This is a genomic window from Amphritea atlantica (assembly GCF_900111095.1).
In the GTDB taxonomy this organism is placed as follows: domain Bacteria; phylum Pseudomonadota; class Gammaproteobacteria; order Pseudomonadales; family Balneatricaceae; genus Amphritea; species Amphritea atlantica.
Genome location: NZ_FOGB01000002.1, coordinates 81,871 through 101,760 on the forward strand (window position 1 = coordinate 81,871; position 19,890 = coordinate 101,760).

20 protein-coding genes are annotated in these 19,890 nt (G+C 49.4%); 6 read left to right on the top strand and 14 right to left on the bottom strand.

Going from position 1 to position 19,890, the window contains the following annotated elements; all coding sequences use genetic code 11:
* Positions 1 to 7: 7 nt before the first annotated feature.
* The 10 genes from BMY09_RS03605 to trxC all read right to left on the bottom strand — a co-directional run bounded on the left by BMY09_RS03605 (position 8) and on the right by trxC (position 8,434).
* Complete coding sequence (locus BMY09_RS03605) at positions 8 to 547, bottom strand: F0F1 ATP synthase subunit delta (RefSeq protein ID WP_091354164.1); 540 nt, start codon at positions 545 to 547, stop codon at positions 8 to 10.
* A gap of 12 nt (positions 548 to 559) precedes the next feature.
* The gene (locus BMY09_RS03610; protein ID WP_091354167.1) at positions 560 to 1,030 is read right to left on the bottom strand and encodes a F0F1 ATP synthase subunit B; all 471 of its coding nucleotides are present in this window, start codon (positions 1,028 to 1,030) and stop codon (positions 560 to 562) included.
* 63 nt (positions 1,031 to 1,093) lie between these two features.
* Positions 1,094 to 1,318: a F0F1 ATP synthase subunit C gene (atpE, locus tag BMY09_RS03615; RefSeq protein WP_425424959.1), complete on the bottom strand. Its 225-nt coding sequence runs from the start codon at positions 1,316 to 1,318 to the stop codon at positions 1,094 to 1,096.
* An 83-nt stretch (positions 1,319 to 1,401) separates the two neighbouring features.
* A complete protein-coding gene (gene atpB / locus BMY09_RS03620) occupies positions 1,402 to 2,244 on the bottom strand; it encodes a F0F1 ATP synthase subunit A (protein ID WP_091354173.1) in 843 nt (280 codons plus the stop codon).
* A gap of 15 nt (positions 2,245 to 2,259) precedes the next feature.
* Positions 2,260 to 2,676 carry an ATP synthase subunit I gene (locus BMY09_RS03625; protein WP_091354175.1) on the bottom strand — a complete coding sequence of 139 codons (417 nt, stop codon included), beginning with the start codon at positions 2,674 to 2,676 and terminating at the stop codon, positions 2,260 to 2,262.
* Between the two features lie 208 nt (positions 2,677 to 2,884).
* A complete protein-coding gene (locus tag BMY09_RS03630) occupies positions 2,885 to 3,766 on the bottom strand; it encodes a ParB/RepB/Spo0J family partition protein (protein ID WP_091354177.1) in 882 nt (293 codons plus the stop codon).
* A gap of 3 nt (positions 3,767 to 3,769) precedes the next feature.
* Positions 3,770 to 4,567, bottom strand: coding sequence for a ParA family protein (locus tag BMY09_RS03635; RefSeq protein WP_091354180.1), 798 nt, complete (start codon positions 4,565 to 4,567; stop codon positions 3,770 to 3,772).
* Positions 4,564 to 5,196, bottom strand: a complete 633-nt coding sequence (gene rsmG, locus BMY09_RS03640; RefSeq protein ID WP_175483432.1) for a 16S rRNA (guanine(527)-N(7))-methyltransferase RsmG — start codon at positions 5,194 to 5,196, stop codon at positions 4,564 to 4,566. The genes BMY09_RS03635 and rsmG overlap by 4 nt, the downstream gene beginning before the upstream one ends.
* Positions 5,196 to 7,085 carry a tRNA uridine-5-carboxymethylaminomethyl(34) synthesis enzyme MnmG gene (gene mnmG / locus BMY09_RS03645; protein ID WP_091354185.1) on the bottom strand — a complete coding sequence of 630 codons (1,890 nt, stop codon included), beginning with the start codon at positions 7,083 to 7,085 and terminating at the stop codon, positions 5,196 to 5,198. The genes rsmG and mnmG overlap by 1 nt, the downstream gene beginning before the upstream one ends.
* A gap of 911 nt (positions 7,086 to 7,996) precedes the next feature.
* Positions 7,997 to 8,434 (bottom strand): thioredoxin TrxC, encoded by a 438-nt coding sequence (trxC, locus tag BMY09_RS03650; RefSeq protein ID WP_091354187.1) that lies wholly within the window; start codon positions 8,432 to 8,434, stop codon positions 7,997 to 7,999.
* A gap of 133 nt (positions 8,435 to 8,567) precedes the next feature.
* On the opposite strand from trxC, the gene BMY09_RS03655 reads away from it, so the two are divergent.
* The 3 genes from BMY09_RS03655 (at position 8,568) to BMY09_RS03665 (ending at position 11,535) form a co-directional block, all read left to right on the top strand.
* A complete protein-coding gene (locus BMY09_RS03655) occupies positions 8,568 to 9,659 on the top strand; it encodes a polyamine ABC transporter substrate-binding protein (RefSeq protein ID WP_091354189.1) in 1,092 nt (363 codons plus the stop codon).
* Between the two features lie 79 nt (positions 9,660 to 9,738).
* A complete protein-coding gene (aguB, locus tag BMY09_RS03660) occupies positions 9,739 to 10,605 on the top strand; it encodes an N-carbamoylputrescine amidase (RefSeq protein WP_091354192.1) in 867 nt (288 codons plus the stop codon).
* 87 nt (positions 10,606 to 10,692) lie between these two features.
* Complete coding sequence (locus BMY09_RS03665; protein WP_091354194.1) at positions 10,693 to 11,535, top strand: helix-turn-helix transcriptional regulator; 843 nt, start codon at positions 10,693 to 10,695, stop codon at positions 11,533 to 11,535.
* Positions 11,536 to 11,540: 5 nt separating this feature from the next.
* On the opposite strand, the gene mnmE is transcribed toward BMY09_RS03665, so the two are convergent.
* The 4 genes from mnmE to rpmH form a co-directional block, all read right to left on the bottom strand.
* On the bottom strand, positions 11,541 to 12,908 hold the full coding sequence (gene mnmE, locus BMY09_RS03670; protein WP_091354196.1) for a tRNA uridine-5-carboxymethylaminomethyl(34) synthesis GTPase MnmE: 1,368 nt from the start codon (positions 12,906 to 12,908) through the stop codon (positions 11,541 to 11,543).
* A gap of 324 nt (positions 12,909 to 13,232) precedes the next feature.
* Entirely contained in the window at positions 13,233 to 14,903 is a 1,671-nt protein-coding gene (yidC, locus tag BMY09_RS03675) for a membrane protein insertase YidC (protein ID WP_091354199.1), read from the bottom strand.
* Positions 14,904 to 14,930: 27 nt separating this feature from the next.
* A complete protein-coding gene (rnpA, locus tag BMY09_RS03680) occupies positions 14,931 to 15,308 on the bottom strand; it encodes a ribonuclease P protein component (protein ID WP_091354201.1) in 378 nt (125 codons plus the stop codon).
* 24 nt (positions 15,309 to 15,332) lie between these two features.
* Positions 15,333 to 15,467 carry a 50S ribosomal protein L34 gene (gene rpmH / locus BMY09_RS03685; protein WP_091354204.1) on the bottom strand — a complete coding sequence of 45 codons (135 nt, stop codon included), beginning with the start codon at positions 15,465 to 15,467 and terminating at the stop codon, positions 15,333 to 15,335.
* A 520-nt stretch (positions 15,468 to 15,987) separates the two neighbouring features.
* Here rpmH and dnaA point away from each other — a divergent pair.
* The 3 genes from dnaA to recF are packed head-to-tail and all read left to right on the top strand — an operon-like array spanning position 15,988 to position 19,873.
* Complete coding sequence (gene dnaA, locus BMY09_RS03690; protein WP_091354206.1) at positions 15,988 to 17,604, top strand: chromosomal replication initiator protein DnaA; 1,617 nt, start codon at positions 15,988 to 15,990, stop codon at positions 17,602 to 17,604.
* A 29-nt stretch (positions 17,605 to 17,633) separates the two neighbouring features.
* A complete protein-coding gene (dnaN, locus tag BMY09_RS03695; protein WP_091354209.1) occupies positions 17,634 to 18,737 on the top strand; it encodes a DNA polymerase III subunit beta in 1,104 nt (367 codons plus the stop codon).
* A gap of 56 nt (positions 18,738 to 18,793) precedes the next feature.
* Positions 18,794 to 19,873 (top strand): DNA replication/repair protein RecF, encoded by a 1,080-nt coding sequence (gene recF / locus BMY09_RS03700; protein WP_091354211.1) that lies wholly within the window; start codon positions 18,794 to 18,796, stop codon positions 19,871 to 19,873.
* The last annotated feature ends 17 nt before the right edge of the window (positions 19,874 to 19,890 follow it).

Here is a 19,890-nt window from a genome sequence, read left to right on the forward strand (position 1 = left end):
CTCACACTCAGGAGTTCATTGCTTCGGCTAGCTTAGCCAGTCGAGCACGAATAGAGCCGTCGATAACCATATCGTCGGTTCGAACGATCACACCACCGATAATGGACTTGTCCACCTCGGTAGTCAGACTCACTTCGCGGCCCAGCTTGGAGCTCAGTGCCTGAGTTAATTTTTGTTGCTGCTGCTCGCCCAGATCAAAGGCAGTTGTCACACTTACCTCAACAGAATGCTGCTGATTGGCTTTCAACTGTTCAAACTGCGCAGAGATCTCTGGTAACAAAGCCAGACGCTGATTTTCGGCCAGTAAAGAGATAAAGTTCTTTGCCGACGGATCTGCCATCTGTTCTTCACAGACGGTAATCATTGCATCAGCTTTCTGCTCGCTGGTCAGTCCGGGATTACCCAGAACCAGTTTCATCGTCTCATGCTGCGCCACTGCAGTTGCAGTAGTCAGCATATCAGACCACTGGTCCAGGTTTCCCTTTGCCACAGCGTGCTCGAAAGCGGCTTTGGTATAAGGTCGAGCGACTGTATTGAGTTCAGCCATCGTAAACCTCGCTTAAAGCTCAGCAGCTAGTTTTTCAACAAGCTGAGCGTGCGCGTTAGCGTCAACAGACGCTTCAAGAATTTTCTCAGCACCGGCTACTACAAGAGCAGCAACTTCAGCGCGCAGAACTTCTTTGGCACGGTTTGCTTCCTGATCGATTTCAGCCTGAGCAGCCGTTACAAGGCGGGTAGCCTCTTCACGTGCTTTCTCTTTTGCTTCATCAACGATCTGGTTAGCTCGCTTATTAGCCTGTTCAATGATGGCGGCTGCTTCTTCCTTGCTCTTACGCATATCGGCCATGGCTTTTTCCTGAGCCAGTTCCAAGTCGCGTTGAGCACGGTCTGCAGCGTCCAGACCTTCTGCAATTTTCTTCTTACGTTCTGCCAGCGCACCAGTAATTGGTGGCCAGACATATTTCATACAAAATACAACGAAGAAGGCAAATGCAATGATCTGACCAAAGATGGTTAGATTGATATTCACGCCATTACCTCTCGCGGTTGTCTTAAAAAGTAGTTACCCATAAAGGGACGTATGTAGCTCTACTTATGCAACAGCGAACAGTACGTACAGACCCAGACCAACACCGATCATAGGTACGGCGTCAACCAGACCCATTACGATGAAGAATTGAGTACGTAGCAGTGGGATCAGCTCAGGCTGACGTGCAGCACCTTCAAGGAACTTACCACCCAGGATGCCGATACCTACAGCGGCGCCTACAGCACCCAGACCCATCATCAGTGCACCAGCGATGTACAGCAATGCCATTTCCATCAGTTTTTCTCCGATATTTAATTGCTAAAGTTTAAGTTTAAAAAGAAATCGTTTAATTATTCAGTTATTACAACTACTTAGTGGTCTTCATGCGCCATGGCCAGATAGACAATCGTCAGAACCATGAAGATGAACGCCTGCAGCGTAATTACCAGAATGTGGAAGATCGCCCATGGCACTGACAACAGCCATTGCGCCCAGAACGGCAGCAGAGCGATCAGGATAAAGATCATCTCACCTGCATACATGTTACCGAACAGTCGCAGCGCCAGTGATACCGGCTTCGCCAGCAGGCCTACGATCTCCAGGAACAAGTTGAATGGCAGCATCCATTTACCCAGCGGCTGGAATGCCAGCTCACCCAGGAAACCCCCAATACCTTTCATTTTGATGCTGTAGTACAGAATCAGACCAAACACCGCAATCGCCATCCCCAGGGTTGCGTTGATATCGGTAGTCGGTACGACCTTCATATAGACGTGATGTGGATCAGCTCCGAACGCTTCACCGATCTTCTGAGTCAGGAACGGAATCCAGTCAACTGGCACCAGGTCCATAGTGTTCATCAGGAAGACCCAGACAAAAATGGTCAGTGCCAGCGGGGCAATCAACGCATTTTTGTAGTGGAAGATACTGCTAACGTTATCCTCGATAAACTCGATGATCACTTCAACAAAGTTTTGAGTGCTGCCTGGCACACCGGAAGTTACTGATTTAGCAACTTTGCGGAACATCCAGATAAAAAACAGGCCCAAACCTACAGACCACAGCATGGTATCAACGTGAATTGCCCAAAATCCCATCGCAGCAGCATCTTCAGCGGTATGGGCAAAACCCAGTCCGTGTTCAGGATGCACACCAAACGTCCAGTTCGTCAGGTGGTGGGATATGTAGGCTGAGGAAGTCATTTCGCTAGCCATTACTATCTCTCTCATTCAAAGTTTTAAGAAACTGTTATTCAGCCTCAGCTGGGCAATAAAGCCGGTCAGCTGAAGCCATATATAAGTGCCAAATAGGGAAAATGGATTCAGAGGTTGAATCAGGATAAACACCGCAATAAAGAGTGCGATGGATAAGCCCATTTTCCATATTTCACTCGTATACAGCTGCCGGATAACAGCGCCAGGAGTACTTTTTGTCTGTTGCACAACCAGTGCACGATAGACAAACACATAGCTGGGCAGCAAAAATATCAGACCACCACAGAGGGATGACCAGGCCGCACTCAGGCTATGCAGAAGTAAAACTCCCGCAATTATTACTAAACTAACTACTTGAATCAGGAAGACTTTCCTAAACTGCTGCAAGGCGATACGAGTATGAACGCCAGGTTTCCGGTGCCCTTTTCTCATATAAATACAGCCTCAGTTTCCCTTCATCTGTGTAAAAAAACCGTAAACACGTCCTTTCACAGCCAGCGCATTATAGGGGCTTAATGCATCAGCTTCAACACGATTCAGGCCGATTTGCACTTTTGTATTAGACCTGCAGAGTAGAAGAACTAAGTAAATACCCTAGTAGCGGTATCTGCAGCGATCTTACGCTGCAGAAAAACCTTAATTATTGCAGGGCTTTAAGGATCGCTTCAAATTTTTCGCGGTTTTCATAAGCGATGGTAATTTTCCCCTTACCGGCGGCATTTTCGCTGATGGATACTTTGCTGTTCAGCCTGCTGGAAAGCGAATCTGACAGATCTTTAAGCAGTGGATCAGGTTTTTTAGGCTCTTTAGCGGGCTCATTTTTTTTCTGCTGCAGCTTGCGCACCAGGTCTTCTGTCTGCCGCACAGACATATTTTTACCCACCACCTCTTTGGCAGCGATAATCTGATCCGGGCCATCCATACCTAGCAATGCCCGGGCATGACCCATCTCAAGATCACCGTATTCGAGCATCTTTTTCACCTCATCGGTGAGATGCATCAGACGCAGCAGATTGGTCACCGAAGAGCGGGATTTACCCACCGCATCAGCAACCTCCTGCTGGGTCAGTTCAAACTCGATTTTCAGGCGATCCAGGGCGATCGCTTCCTCCATCGGGTTGAGGTTTTCCCGCTGAATATTCTCGATCAGCGCCATCGCAATTGCCGCTTCATCGGGCACATCACGAATTACGGTAGGAATATCCTCAAGCCCTGCCATCTGACTGGCCCGCCAGCGACGTTCGCCGGCAATAATCTCATACAGATTTTCACCCACCGGGCGGACCACGATGGGCTGCATCACCCCCTGAGCTCTGATAGAGTTTGCCAGCTCTTCCAGTGCCTGAGGTTCAAGATCCCGACGGGGCTGGTATTTACCCCGCTGAATCTGATCAATCGGCATCAGCCGATAGCCATCGCCACCTTCCGACTTCGCATCGGTTACAGCGTCCTCAGCAAATTTAGTACTGGTTGATAACAGTGCATCCAGCCCCCGCCCTAAACCACGCTTTTTAACCGCCATCGATCAGCCTTCCTGTTTGTCTGCCTGTTTATCATTCTGAGCCGATCTGCGAATCAGCTCCCCCGCCAACGCCAGATAGGCCACCGAACCCCGGGAATTTTTATCATACATCAGTGCCGGTAGCCCATGACTGGGGGCTTCCGCCAGACGTACGTTGCGCGGAATCACGGTGCGATACACCTGATCGCCAAAATATTCCACCAGATGGTCAGAGACATCTTTGGTCAGGCTCATACGGGGATCGAACATGGTGCGCAAAATCCCTTCAATCTTCAGTTCAGGATTGAGCCGCTTATTGATTTTATTGATCGTTCCCACCAGTGCACTGATCCCCTCCAGCGCATAATACTCACACTGCATCGGGATGATGACACCGCTGGAAGCGGCCAGCGCGTTAACCGTCAGCAGGTTCAGCGAGGGGGGATTATCGATCAGTACAAAGTCATACTGATCCTGGACTTTCTCCAGCGCCATTTTCATCCGGAATTCGCGCCGCGGTAGCTGCAGAAGCTCAACTTCAGCGGCGGTCAGATCGCCGTTAGCACCGACGATATCATAGCCCGCGGGAGCATTTCTGATAATCGACTCTTCCAGGGTTGCTTCACCAATCAGCACTTCATAAACGGAGTTTTTCAGGTTGTGCTTATCCACGCCGCTGCCCATGGTGGCGTTGCCCTGAGGGTCCATATCAATCATCAGCACACGCTTCCTGGTGACTGCCAGTGAAGCTGCCAGATTCACGCAGGTTGTGGTTTTACCCACGCCACCTTTCTGGTTGGTGATGGTTAATATTTTGGTCACGTTGAAGTTCTCCCTAACATCAGCAGATGCCGCTCGCCATCGGTGCCCGGTACGGTTAGCCGGATACTCTGACGCAGATTAATCGACTCGGGTAATAACTCAATCTCCTCTTCAGGATACATTCCTTTCATTGCAAGAAAAACACCCGTGTCAGAGCACAGATGTGAAGTCCAGTGAATCATATCCTGTAATGAGGCAAATGCCCTTGATATAACCCCATCAAAAAGGGTATCCGGATGATATTTTTCCACCCGCTCATGGATTACTGCAACATTGTCCAGTCTCAGCTCGGCTTTAGCCTGAAACTGGAAACGGCTTTTTTTAATATTGCTATCCAGCAGAGTGATCGGCAGATCCGGACGGCAGATCGCCAGGGGAATACCCGGCAATCCCGGGCCACTACCGACATCAATAAGACGCTCAACATCGATATAGGGCAGCACGCTGAGACTATCGATAAGATGCCGGCTGATCATCTCTTCGGGAGAGCGGACCGCCGTCAGGTTGAATGCTTTATTCCATTTGATCAGCAGTGCATGATATTGCAATAGCTGCTCATACTGCGCATCGCTCAGTTGAAGGCCGATCTGATGACACTGTTGTTCCAGTAAGTTTCGATACTGCTGCATCAAGCCTGAGCCTTTTTATTGGTCATCTGTTTCTTTTTCAGGTGGATCAACAACAGCGAGATCGCCGCCGGTGTCATGCCCTGAATCCGGGCTGCCTGGGCGATACTTTCAGGTCGGACCTGCTCCAGCTTGGCGGTCAGTTCATTGGACAGACCACCCACCGAGGCGTAATCGAAGTCAACCGGCAGCAGCGTATCTTCCTGGCGGCGAACCTTATCGATATCCTCTTTCTGACGATCAATATATCCGGCATATTTGATCTGAATCTCGACCTGTTCCGCTACCTGGGGATCGCTCACGGGCTCCCCTTTCAGCCCGGCAACCGCGGCGTAATTCAGTTCTGGCCGCTTAACCAGATCCTGCAGATTATATTCCCGGCTAATCGGTTGCTGCAGTTGCCCGTTGAGCAGCTCCGCTTCAGCGCTACCCGGTTGAATCCAGGTCTCTTTGAGGCGCTGATTCTCAAGTTCAATCGCTTCGCGCTTATCGCAGAAACGCTGCCAGCGTTCATCACTCACCAGGCCCAGTTCACGGCCCTTCTCTGTGAGACGCAGATCGGCATTGTCTTCCCGCAGAATCAGGCGATATTCGGCCCGGCTGGTAAACATACGATAAGGCTCTGAGGTGCCCATGGTGATCAGATCATCCACCAGAACTCCCAGATAGGCTTCATCCCGACGGGGATACCATTGCTCCTTCTCCTGTGCCCGCAAGGCGGCGTTAACCCCCGCCAGCAATCCCTGGGCACCGGCCTCTTCATAACCGGTAGTGCCATTGATCTGACCAGCAAAGTAAAGACCGTTGATCAGTTTCGTTTCCAGCGTATGTTTCAGATCCTGCGGATTGAAATAATCGTATTCAATCGCATACCCTGGACGGGTAATAAAAGCGTTTTCAAAGCCTTTGATAGAGCGAACCGCTGCCAGTTGAATATCAAAGGGCAGACTGGTGGAGATACCATTCGGATACAGTTCATGGGTGGTCAGACCCTCCGGCTCAACAAATACCTGATGACTGGTTTTGTCGGCGAAACGGACGATCTTATCCTCCACTGATGGACAGTAGCGCGGACCGACGCCGTCGATAACTCCGGTATACATCGGTGAACGATCCAGTCCGGAACGCAGAATATCATGGGTACGTTCATTGGTATGGGTAATATAACAACTGATCTGACGGGGGTGATCTGCCAGAGAACCCATAAACGACATCACAGGAGTCGGAGTATCACCCGGCTGTTCCTGCATCACACTGAAATCGACACTGCGGGCATCAATGCGCGGTGGTGTGCCGGTTTTCAACCGGTCAACCCGTAATGGCAGCTCCCGTAACCGGTCAGCCAGCGCGATTGAGGGAGGATCACCTGCACGTCCGCCTGAGTAATTATCCAGACCAATATGGATCTTACCACCGAGGAAAGTACCGACAGTAAGCACAATATTATTGGCAAAGAAACGCAGACCCGCCTGTGTTACCACCCCTTTGACCGACTCGCCTTCCACAATCAGATCATCCGCTGCCTGCTGGAACAGTTGTAGATTTGGCTGATTTTCCAGAATTTCACGAATCGCCGCTTTATAGAGAATACGATCTGCCTGCGCGCGGGTGGCACGTACTGCCGGACCTTTACGGGAGTTGAGGGTACGGAACTGAATCCCCCCCTTATCGGTGGCAATCGCCATCGCTCCACCTAACGCATCGATCTCTTTAACCAGATGACTTTTACCGATACCACCAATCGCCGGATTACAGGACATCTGGCCCAGGGTTTCAATGTTATGGGTTAACAGCAGGGTTTTAACGCCTGTCCGGGCTGCAGCTAATGCAGCTTCAGTACCGGCATGGCCACCACCAATTACAATCACATCAAAGTGGTCAGGATAGTCCACTCACTTAACCTCATTATCTAATTGAAGAGAGCCCGGGTTGTTATGCCTGAAGGCAGTGGCTCAGAAAAAGGCGCTAAGTATAAACCTAAGGGGTCAATATAGAAATGGTTAAACTTTGTACACCTTTTAATCGGTTACTTTTTTTTAATCTTTTATATATAAGTTAAATATGTTCTTAAGATATGTTCTTTATTTTTACTTCTATTAATGAGGCAGCGTTTTTCAGTTGATAACCAATTTTATTACTTATTTATCAATAGATTAATGATCATATAACCCTGTTGTATAGCTGCGTTTAACCTCTGAACAGGGTGTCACAGAGCTGTGTATAACCAGGCTGTTTATGCACAGACACTATTATGCACAGTTTTGCTAAGCGGTTGTTCCCATACAGTTATACAGTTTATACACAGGAATTAGTGGATAAATTCTGTTGCCAGGCAGGTTTATCCAGAACATCTCTGCTGTAAAGAATGGTGTGGCGACGGCTGATCTATCGTTTGGATAACCGATCTGAAGCGAATCAGCCTGATGTTGGCCATATTAGTGATTCTATACAGGGGCTATCAGTTGTTTCACCTGCCCGGAGCAACAATGTTTTACCGATGAGCGAATGATGACTCAGTTGCTAAATTTTCAAGTGGCATAAGATAAGCACCGGCTCTGCACAGTTTATACGCTGTTAATTCAAAGCTTATCCACAGAAAAGTGTTGATAAATTTTATTCCTCTTGAAGATGGTTAATGTAAGAGTATGAAAAATATAACTATTTTCTAATGTGTGGATTTTTAATAACTGTTTATAACTTTTGCTGGCGTGTTGTATACAGCGCGCAGTAGCGTTGGGGATAAATCGGGCTGGGTGATGCTGGAGAGGAAACGGCAGGTTTAGATGAGAAAATCAGGGGGTGATCAGAGATCAACCCCGTTTTGGTTCAGCCATTGCTTTAGTTGTCCCAGAGGTAGAGCGCCACTGATTCGGGCACTCTCTCTGCCCTGCTTAAACAGAATCAGGGTGGGAATGGAACGGATCTGTAGTTGTGCGGCAATGGTCTGCTCAGCTTCAGTGTCGAGCTTGGCCAGTCTTAGTTTCGGTTCAAACAGCCCGGCAGCCTGTTCAAATACCGGAGCAAACTGCTTGCAGGGGCCGCACCAGCTGGCCCAGCAATCAACCAGAACCGGAATATCATTACGGGTCACCATGTTCTGGTAGTTTGCTGCTGTCAGATCTACTGGTTTGCCCTGAAACAGTGGCTGTTTGCATTTACCACATTTCGGGCCGTCCTGAAGACGCTCTGCAGGCACTTTGTTGAGGGTCGAACAACCCGGGCAGCTGATATTCAGGGCCATTGATACCACCTTTGCTATATCTGTCAGTGATGAATTATAAACAGGAAAATTGTACCACGTAGTGGGGATACCGGGCACTTTCAAATACTTCTAGGCTAAAGATCAACGCAATCAATGGTAATGGTGATACATCATGAAAATAATAAAGATCAGTTTAGTCGCAGGCCTGGCGTTAAGTTTTTCAGGGTTTGCGGCGGCAGAGTCACAGACTCTCAACGTTTATAACTGGTGGGATTACATAAAGCCGGAGGTTATTAAAAACTTTGAAGCTGACACCGGGATCAAAGTTAACTATGACGTTTATGATTCCAATGAAGTACTTGAAGCGAAACTGATGGCAGGCAACTCAGGATATGATCTGGTTGTACCCTCCGGCTCATTCCTTGAGCGCCAGGCTAAAGCAGGTATTTATCAGGAATTAGACCGATCAAAACTTCCTAACTATCGCAACCTTGATCCAGCGCTACTTAAAAATGCAGAGATGAATGATCCGGGTAACCGTTTTGGTATCCCCTATGCCTGGGGGACAATTGGACTGGGTTACAACGAAGATATGCTCAGGCAGCGTTTAGGAGACCGTCCATTTAATACTCTCGATCTGATTTTTGATCAGCAGATATCTTCGAAACTGAAAGATTGCGGTATCGCTTTACTGGATTCACCCTCAGAAATAATGGCGATTACTTTAAATTATCTGGGACTTGATCCCAATAGTGAAGACAGAGCAGACCTGAGTAAAGCGACTGATCTGTTCAAGAAAGTGCGCGGGAATATAAAGTACTTTAACTCGGGGAACCTTGTTAAGGATCTGGTCAATGGTGATGTATGTGTGACGATTGGCTATAACGGTGACCTTCTCCGTGCCCAGAAACGAGCAGATGAGGCGGGTATGAAATCAACCCTTAAATATGCCATCCCAAAAGAGGGCACTATTGCATGGTTTGACCTGGTAGCGATACCTGCTGATAGCACTAACAGCGACGCGGCCCATCAATTTATTAACTACCTTCTGAAACCTGAAAATGCTGCGGATATATCGAACTTCGTCATGTATGCCGTGCCGAACACCAAGGTTGGGCCATTTCTGGATGAGGCAATACGCACCAATCAGGGGATCTATCCTGATGAAGAGCTGAAAGCGAATCTCTTCTCACAAAAAGCGCATACAGCAAAATTTGATCGCAGGTTAACCAGTGCCTGGACATCGATTAAAACAGGACGATGAAGACCTGTTTCTGAATGCTGTCAGTCTGTAGTCAGGTTTGGCTGCAGGCTTTGAATAACAACGATTAGTGAGACACAGAATGAGAAAAGTAACCGTCGCAGCGACTCAGATGTCCTGCACATGGGATATTCAGAGCAACGTGGCCAAAGCGGAACAACTGGTCAGGCAGGCTGTTCAGCAAGGTGCGCAGATTGTGTTGTTACAGGAACTATTTGAAACCCCCTATTTCTGTGCTGAGCAGCATAGTTGTCACAATGAGCTGGCAAAAACCGTCGAAGAAAGCGGGCTGATAGCGCACTTTTCTGAGCTGGCTAAAGCGTTAGAGGTGGTGTTACCACTGTCTTTTTTCGAACGCGCGGGAAATACCCGTTTTAACTCTCTGGTGGTTATCGATGCCGATGGATCAGTGAGTGATACCTATCGGAAAATGCATATTCCACAAAACCCGGGTTATGAAGAGAAATACTATTTCAGTCCCGGGGATACCGGGTTTATGGTTCATGATACCCGCTATGGCAGGATTGGAGTGGGTATCTGCTGGGATCAATGGTTTCCTGAGGCCGCGCGTATTATGGCTCTTAAGGGAGCCGAGATGATTTTTTATCCCACAGCGATAGGCAGTGAACCATCCGATCCGGATCATAACAGCGCCGATCACTGGCGGAATGTGATGAAAGGGCATGCCGCCGCAAATATCCTGCCGGTTATCGCATCCAACCGAACAGGTCAGGAGACTGAGGGTAACACACCGATAAAATTCTATGGCTCATCGTTCATCGCCGATCAGACAGGCGAACTGGTTGCTGATGGTGATAGTGACAGCGAAACGGTTCTGTTATCCAGTTTCGATCTGGATCAGATAGCAAAACAGAGAGACGGCTGGGGGCTATTCAGAGACCGCAGACCTGAACACTATAAAGAAATACTATCTTTTGCTCACTTTTAACAACATCCGGGCCGTTAATATGGCCCGTTTTTATCTTTATCGGAACCCTATACTATTAAGGAGAAGCCTATAAACTCAGGAAACCCAATGCATACACCGCTGATCAGTAATAAGGAGATAAAAGAGGTTTTTGATCTCAGTGCTAAGGCGGTGGCGGCCATCGGTACAGATGAGTTCCCGGGTTTACTCTGCCAAATCTGTGAATACCTCTCGGCATATGACACTGTCATGGGTTATGCCTTTATTCCTGGTGAACTGCCCCGCCCCCTGTTTAATGATTTCCATAAAAGAGAGATAGAGAACTGCTGGATTCCTTACTTTGAGGGGGCTTATCTACTCGATCCTTTTTACGAGCTGTCTAAACAACGTGTGGAAGATGGTTTTTATCATCTCAGAGATATCGCGCCCGATGACTTCTTTGAAAGCGACTATTTTAAAAACTTTTATGTCCCTACCCGGCTACGGGATGAAACCTCTCTGATTGTGAATATCAATGAGAGCGTTCAGATCCATCTGTCCCTGGGGCTAAGAGATAACCGATCAGCTCTGACAACCGATGACCTGCATCGCTTAGACCTGGTTGAATCACTGTTTATATCACTGATCCGAAGTCACTGGCCGGAGATCAGATCGGATCTGTCTCAGGATACCGGACGGGTTGGAGCCCATCTGGAAAAGGCGTTTCAGTTATTTGGCTCCTCATGCCTGAGTGACCGGGAATGCGAAATTGTCAGGTGTATTCTTCGCGGACACTCCAGTAAATCGATTGCCCGGTTACTGGAGATCAGCCCGGAAACCGTTAAGGTTTATCGCAAACGTATCCACCAGAAACTTGAGATCACCTCCCATGGAGAACTCTTCTCCATCTTTCTGGAGTGTCTTAAAAATGTGCCTGTCGGCTCGATGGAAGACCCTATCAAATATCGCTGAGCCGATTATTTACCGATACAGAATGAGCTGAAGATCCGTCCCAGCAGATCATCGGAACTGAATTCACCGGTGATCTCACTCAGATGTTGCTGTGCCTGACGCAGGTCTTCGGCCAGCAGTTCTCCGGCGCCGCCGTAGATCAGCTGTTCCTGGCCAGTGAGGAGTAAACTTTCCGCCCGGTTCAGGGCATCGATATGGCGACGCCGGGCAAGAAAACCACCCTCGGTGGTATTGGCATAGCCCATACAGTCTTTCAGATGCTGGCGCAGGTTATCCACACCGATATCCGCTTTGGCCGAGAGAGAGATCAGGGTATGGCCATCATGCTCACCAATAACCGGCTGTTCCGAGGTCAGATCGCATTTATTACGGATCACCGTGATCTTACTTCTGTCTTCAAGCCGGCTGACAAACTCAGGCCAGATCTGTTCCGGGTCATCGGTGGCGGTTGTTGTACCATCCACCATCAGCAGCACCCGGTCGGCTTTCTGAATCTCATCCCAGGCGCGGCTGATACCGATCCGCTCAACCTCATCGGGGGCATCCCGAAGCCCTGCTGTATCGATAATATGCAGTGGCATACCATCGATATGGATATGCTCGCGCAGCACATCCCTTGTAGTACCGGCGATATCGGTAACAATCGCCGACTCTTTACCTGCCAGCGCATTCAGCAGGCTGGATTTCCCCGCATTGGGTCTTCCGGCGATCACCACACTCATCCCCTCACGGATGATACTGCCCTGCCGTGCTTCCTGTTTAACTTCTGCCAGTTTATCAATAATGCGCTGCAGATCACCGGCGACCTTGCCATCGGCGAGAAAATCGATCTCCTCTTCCGGAAAGTCGATAGCGGCTTCGACATAGATGCGCAGTTGGGTCAGCGTTTCAACCAACTGATGTACCCGCTCGGAGAATGCTCCCTGCAAAGATTTCAGGGCGCAGCGGGCAGCCTGTTCAGAACTGGAATCGATCAGATCGGCGATCGCTTCAGCCTGCGTCAGATCCAGTTTATCGTTGAGAAAGGCGCGCTCGGAAAATTCACCGGGATTGGCCAGTCGCGCACCGCACTCCACCACCCGGCGCAGGATAAAGTCCATGATAATCGGACCGCCATGGCCCTGAAGCTCAAGCACATCTTCGCCGGTAAAGGAGTTCGGCCCGGGAAAATAGAGTGCTAATCCCTGATCCAGCTGATTATTATCGGCGTCAAAGAATGGCCCGTAATGGGCATAGCGAGGCTTAGGCACAAAGCCCACCACCTGCTGGGCAATCGTTGCAGCCAGCTTTCCTGAAACCCGGACAATACCCACGCCTCCGCGTCCTGGCGGCGTTGCTTGTGCGGCGATGGTGTCCTGGTTAATCAGCGTCATTGAAGCCTCGGAAACTTTTTTAAGCGCTTTGATATAAGAGCTTTGATATAAGCGCTTTATTATATACTTTGAGAAGATGGGATTTTATCACAACTCAGACGCAGCTTCGCTTAAGTAGCCAGAACGGCACTGCGTGCTCGCTAATCGTTAGAAAAAGCCTGCAATCGTGCTATTGCCTAAAACGTTGAGAGGCTCTTAAGCTTTTTCTAGCAAGCGACGTAGTCGCGTCTAACCACTAGCAGGAAACGGAGTTTCCGTTCTGGCTACTTAAGCGAAGCGAAAAAAAGGCCTCATCAGAGGCCTTTTTTCTAAGTTAGTGAAGGCTTACTTACTGCCTTCAGCTTCTATCTGCTTGTTGATTATATACTGCTGTGTAATCGACAGAATGTTGTTCACCAGCCAGTACAGTACCAGACCAGCCGGGAACCAGAGGAAGAAGAAGGTGAAGACGATTGGCAGCATCTTCATAATCTTCGCCTGCATCGGATCGGGAGGGGTCGGGTTCAGCAACTGCTGAATAAACATGGTCGCACCCATCAGGATGGGCAGCATGAAGTAGGGGTCCATCACCGACAGGTCATTGATCCACAGTGCAAAGGGTGCATGACGCAGTTCAACCGACTCCATCAGCGTCCAGTACAGAGCGATGAATATTGGCATCTGCGCAACAATAGGCAGACAGCCTCCCAGTGGGTTGATCTTCTCTTTCTTGTACAGCTCCATCATTGCCTGAGACATCTTCTGACGGTCATCGCCATACAGCTCTTTCAGACGGGTCATCTCGGGGCCAAATTTACGCATCTTAGCCATCGATTTGAATGCTTTCGCATTTACCTGGAACAGCAGGGCTTTAACGATGATGGTAATAAAGATGATAGAGACACCCCAGTTACCCACAAAGCTGTGAATCGTTTTCAGCAACCAGGACAACGGTGTGGCGATGAACCAGAGAATGCCGTAATCAACCGTCAGCTCCAGATTCGGTGCCGCCTGTTCCAGCAGATCGGTCTCTTTTGGTCCGGCGTAGAAACCTGCACTAACGGTTTTTGTTTCACCAGGTGCAACAGAAAACTCAGGTGCGACAAAACCGGCAATATAGTTACCGTTGCTTACCCGGCTGCTATAGTTATTTTCCTGATCCTGCGCTGGGATCCAGGCACTGAGGAAATAGTGTTGGGACATAGCAACCCAACCACCCAAGCTGGTTTTCTTAACGTTGGCTTCATCCAGCTTTTTGAAGGAAAATTTGTCGTAGTGCTCATCCGCGGTAGAGAACACTGCACCCAGAAATGCCTGCATCCCCATACTGGTGGTTTGCGAAGGGTCTTTTGAACCGTCACGCTTGATCTGACCAAACAGCTTAGCCTGCCATACTTCAGCAGAACCGTTGTTGATCAGGAAATCCTGTTCAATCTTGTAGCTGCCTTTGGTAAAGACGAAACGTTTGGTGACTACAACGCCGTCATCACCGGTATGCACCAGATCAACGGTCAGTTTGTCGCCTTCCAACTGATAGCTGTTTTTGGCTGTGGTGTATTGCGGCCGACCCTCTTTCTTAGCGTCGAGACCATCTTTACCGATCAGACCACTCTGAGATACATAGGTACGATTGCCATTCTGCTCCAGCAACACGAAGGGTTTATCATCGTTCAGCGCTGCTTTGTGCTTTGGCAGCGTCAACTGGATGATATCGCCACCCTTAGTATCGATCAGCAGCTCCAGAACATCGGTCTTAACAGAGATCAGCTGTTGCTGTGCTGTTGTCGCAACGGCCTGAGCTTCCGGCAGATCGTTGTTAGCAGCCACCTCAGTTGTCGTTGGAGGCAGATCACCCGCTTGCGGAGCCGCAGTTTCGTTACTGGACTGATAGGCTGAAACAGACTCGGTCTGGGCAACCGCTACCGGCTGAGCACCGTATTCCTGGTTCCATTGAAGCACCAGCATATAGGAGATAATTGCCAGTGCTGCGATCAATATAATGCGCTGTACATCCATGGTTTCTGGACCATTCAGTTATAAGTTTTAAGTTGATTTGTCAGATTTTGCCTTGGCTCGGCCAATCAGGCGGTTCCAGCTCTTATTAATAAGGGCGTGAACGTTGCTGTTTTCGATATCTCCCAGACCCTGTCTGGCCAGAATAACGATATCGACATTAGGCAGCTTATGCTGATTAAGACGGAAAGACTCGCGAATGATACGCCGAACGCGGTTACGATTAACAGCTAAACGGATATTTTTTTTGGAGAAGACAAAGCCGACACGGGGATGATCGAGATCGTTTGGACGGGCAAGGATCAACAGATGTTTATCTGACACCTTGAGGCTGGCTCGGCTGAATACCTGTTTAAAATCCCCGCCAGTTAAAAGTCTTAACTGGCGGGGATAGCTGAATTCATTCATTCAGAGAGCCTGACAGGCAAAAAATTATGCTGACAGACGCTTACGGCCTTTAGCACGACGACGGTTAATAACAGCACGGCCGTTCTTAGTTGCCATACGTGCACGGAAACCGTGAGTGCGTTTACGCTTCAGGTTACTTGGTTGAAATGTTCTTTTCATTGGTCAGTCCTACTAACATACAGTGTGGTGGTATCAGTAAGGTTGGCTGAATCCCACGGTCAAAAACAGACGCGAAATTGTAGAGAAAAGATATCCGCTTTGCAAACAATTCCTGACATCAATCATAAAAAAGCTGTGACGATCTTTTTCAGACAGATAATAAAGCCGTTTCTGGCCTTTGTAACATTATTCTCAGGCGTTATTTTCAGATATGCACAATAATCTGTTATTAACTCATATTAAAGTAATAAAAACAGATAGATACTCTGTTGATAGGTCTGAATATTAACTGTTTTTAAAGTATGGATAGTTTTTTGCATCGCCCCGCTGTTTCCCGCGCAAACTGTGGAATCTTTGCTAATTGTTTGAAAAACCAGCAGAAAAGAATTAGCAACAGATTGCGTCTAACTGTGGATAAGCGGGCGTTTAAAGGGTATTATCTGCTATTATTTTTTACGTTTACGGTCTTGTTCTCGGTCACTCAACAGCAGTGAAAACAGAGGATGTTTAAGGATTAGCTATGTCGGCTGAGTTGTGGGAACAGTGTCTTCAGAATCTTCAGGATGAGTTCCCCTCCCAACAATACAATACCTGGATCAGGCCTCTGAAGGTGTCACCAGAGTCTGATACCGGGCTGGTTTTGCTGGCACCGAACCGGTTTGTTAAGGACTGGGTGAGCGATAAATACCTTAACCGCATCCGTGAGATCGTCAACACGGTCAGTGGTGATATCGCAGCCAAAGTCAGTATCGATATCGCAGGCCGCGCCAATGGTTTCTCTCAGCGCCCTGCCCGCCCTGCACCACCGCCGGCACCGGCTCGTCGTCCGGCCAACCGCTTCGATGATTCCGGGTCGTTCTCCTCTGGCTATGATAATCAGGGCAACTTTGATTCCCAGGCTAACTTTGACTCTCAAGGCAGTTTTGATTCCCAGAACAGCTTTGATAATCGGCCTCAGGCTGCTTCACGACCTCAACCGGTGGAAGAAAATGCTCCGCAGCAGCTGGCAATTGATGACAGCAGCTTTCAGCCGATCAACCACCGTGAAATTATTGTGCCCCCTTCTGCCCAGTCAGGCTCGTCACGCAGTGTCGATGTTGAGGGTAGCGTGCGCCATCAGTCCAATCTGAACCAGTCGTTTACCTTTAACTCCTTTGTTCAGGGTAAGTCCAACCAACTGGCGCTGGCGGCGGCTCAGCAGGTGGCCGATAACCCCGGTGGTTCGTATAACCCTCTGTTTATCTACGGTGGTGTCGGTCTGGGTAAAACCCACCTGATGCATGCGGTGGGGATGGAGATGTTACAACGCAATCCGAAAGCGAAGATTGTCTACCTGCATTCTGAGCGGTTTGTGGCGGACATGGTAAAGGCGTTGCAACTGAATGCGATCAACGATTTTAAGCGTTATTACCGCTCTGTAGATGCTCTGCTGATCGATGATATTCAGTTTTTTGCCGGTAAGGAGCGTTCCCAGGAGGAGTTTTTCCACACCTTCAATGCGCTGCTCGAGGGTGGCCAGCAGATGATCCTCACCAGTGACCGCTATCCGAAAGAGATCAACGGTGTTGAGGAGCGGCTGAAATCCCGCTTTGGCTGGGGTCTGACCGTGGCGATTGAACCGCCGGAGCTGGAAACCCGGGTGGCGATTCTGATGAAAAAGGCAGAAGAGGCCCAGGTGCGTCTGCCGGATGACTCCGCTTTCTTCCTGGCGCAGAAGATCCGCTCCAACGTCCGTGAACTTGAAGGGGCGTTGAAACGGGTGATTGCCAATGCCCATTTTACCGGAAATGCGATCACCACACCTTTTATTAAAGAATCACTGAAAGACCTGCTGGCATTGCAGGATAAACAGGTTAGTATTGATAACATTCAGCGGGTTGTAGCCGATTACTATAAGATCAAAGTATCGGACCTGCTTTCGAAACGACGCAGTCGTTCTGTGGCACGGCCAAGACAGGTCGCTATGAGCCTGTCTAAAGAGCTGACCAATCACAGCTTGCCTGAGATTGGCGATGCTTTTGGTGGACGGGACCACACCACAGTACTGCATGGTTGCCGTAAAGTAGCTTCGCTGCGTGAGACCGATACGGATATAAGAGAGGATTATCAGAATCTGTTGCGTCATCTGACCGCGTAGCAGGCTGATCAATTAAGGGTAGCAAAAAGATGAAATTTGTTATTTCGCGAGAAGCGCTAATTAAACCACTGCAACTGGTTGCAGGTGTTGTGGAACGTCGTCAGACACTGCCAGTGCTTTCCAACATTCTGCTGGTTGCAGAGGGTGATCAGCTGTCGATGACCGGAACCGATCTGGAAGTTGAACTGGTGGGCCGGGTGCAGCTGGATGAACCGGCTGAAGCGGGTTCGATCACCGTGCCGGCACGTAAACTGATGGATATCTGTAAATCCCTGCCGGATTCAGCCCAGATCGAACTGACTCTCACGGGTCAGAAGATGGTGATCAAAGCGGGACGCAGCCGTTTTACTCTCTCTACCCTGCCGGCGGCTGAGTTCCCCAATGTTGAAGACAGTCCTGAATCGTTTGAGCTGAATGTTCTGCAAAGTCAGCTGCGCCATCTGATCGATCAGACCGGTTTCTCTATGGCCCAACAGGATGTCCGTTACTACCTTAACGGGATGCTGCTGGAGATCACCGAGAACAGCCTGCGCGCGGTGTCTACCGATGGTCACCGTCTGGCGACCAGTGTTGCACAGGTCGATACCAACGGTCCGGCAAACCATCAGTTTATCGTGCCCCGTAAAGGTATCCTCGAACTGGCCCGTCTGCTGCAAAGCGGCGATGATCAGGTAAAACTGGTGGTCGGTGCCAACCATATCCGCGCTCACGCTGGTGATTTCACCTTCACCTCTAAGCTGGTTGATGGCAAGTTCCCCGATTATCAGCGCGTTATTCCACAGGGTGGCGACAAGTTTATGCTGGGCACCCGTCAGGAGCTGCGCCAGGTATTCAGCCGGATTGCGATTCTGTCGAACGAAAAATACCGTGGTGTGCGTCTGTCGCTGACCAGCGGTTATCTTCAGGTGATGGCCAACAACCCGGAGCAGGAAGAAGCGGAAGAAACCGTTGCTGTGGATTATGAAGGCGATACCCTGGAGATCGGTTTCAACGTTAACTACCTGCTGGATGTGCTGTCGATTGTCAGCTCTGAGGTGGTGCGCTTTACCCTGGCTGACTCTAACAGCAGTGCGCTGATTGAGGGGCTGGACGATGCCAACTCTCTCTACGTTGTTATGCCGATGCGGATGTAATTCTGTTAGGGGGCCACAGGCCCCCTTCCTATACCTCCCCTCCTTATATAGCCGATATGCCGATAACCCAACTCAATATTCGTGCGGTTCGCAATCTCAGCGACCTCAGTCTCGCGCCTTCACCCAGTATCAATATTATTCACGGTGCCAATGGCAGCGGTAAAAGCAGTGTGCTTGAAGCGATCCACCTGCTGGGTCTGTGCCGTTCGTTTCGCACCAATAAGCTCAACCATCTGATCCAGACCGGTTCACAGCGCTGCACCGTGTTTGCTCAGCTGGATGCGATGGGTAGTGGCGTCAGTCAGCCCCTGGGAGTGGAGCGCAATCTGGAGAGCGATTGCCGCATCCGCTATGCCGGCAATAACATCGATATCACCACCCTCGCCGAGCTGTTACCGATCCAGGTGATCAACTCAGAAACCTTCATGATTCTCGAAGGTAGTCCGGCCATCAGGCGGCAATTTCTCGACTGGGGCTCATTTCACTCAAATCCTGAATTTATAAGGCTTTGGCGTGGTTTCAGACGGGTATTAAAACAGAGAAATTCTCTGCTGAAATATGGTAAAATCGAGCAACGGATTCGGGTGGTCTGGGACCAGGAATTTATTAGCTACGCGGAGCAGCTGAATACGCTTCGCGAACTGTATATTGAAGCATTAAAACCCGAATTTGATCTGATCCTTGCTGACCTGCTTGAGGGCATCAGCATCGATCTGAGTTTTAGTCCCGGTTGGGACAAAAAACGTGGCCTGGATCAGGTGTTGGATGAAAACTTTGAACGCGATCTGCGTCAGGGTTACACCAGTGCCGGTCCGCAACGGGCCGACCTGCGGCTTAAGGTAGATGGCCACACCGCGTCAGAACGTCTCTCAAGGGGGCAGAAAAAGGTGGTGGTGAGCGCCCTTAAACTGGCGCAGGGAGTTTTATTTTACAAATTGAACAGTCGGGCCTGTATCTATCTGATCGATGATTTACCGTCAGAGCTGGATCAGCACCATAGCCGACTGTTCTGTAACTATTTAGAAAAAACAGCCAGTCAGTGCTTTATCACCTGTGTTGATAAGGATGCTTTGACGGAGTACTGGTCAGAGCCAGCCGGGTTACGTTTTTTCAACATACAAGACGGGTGCCTGTAGCGCCCGGAAAGCAAGCC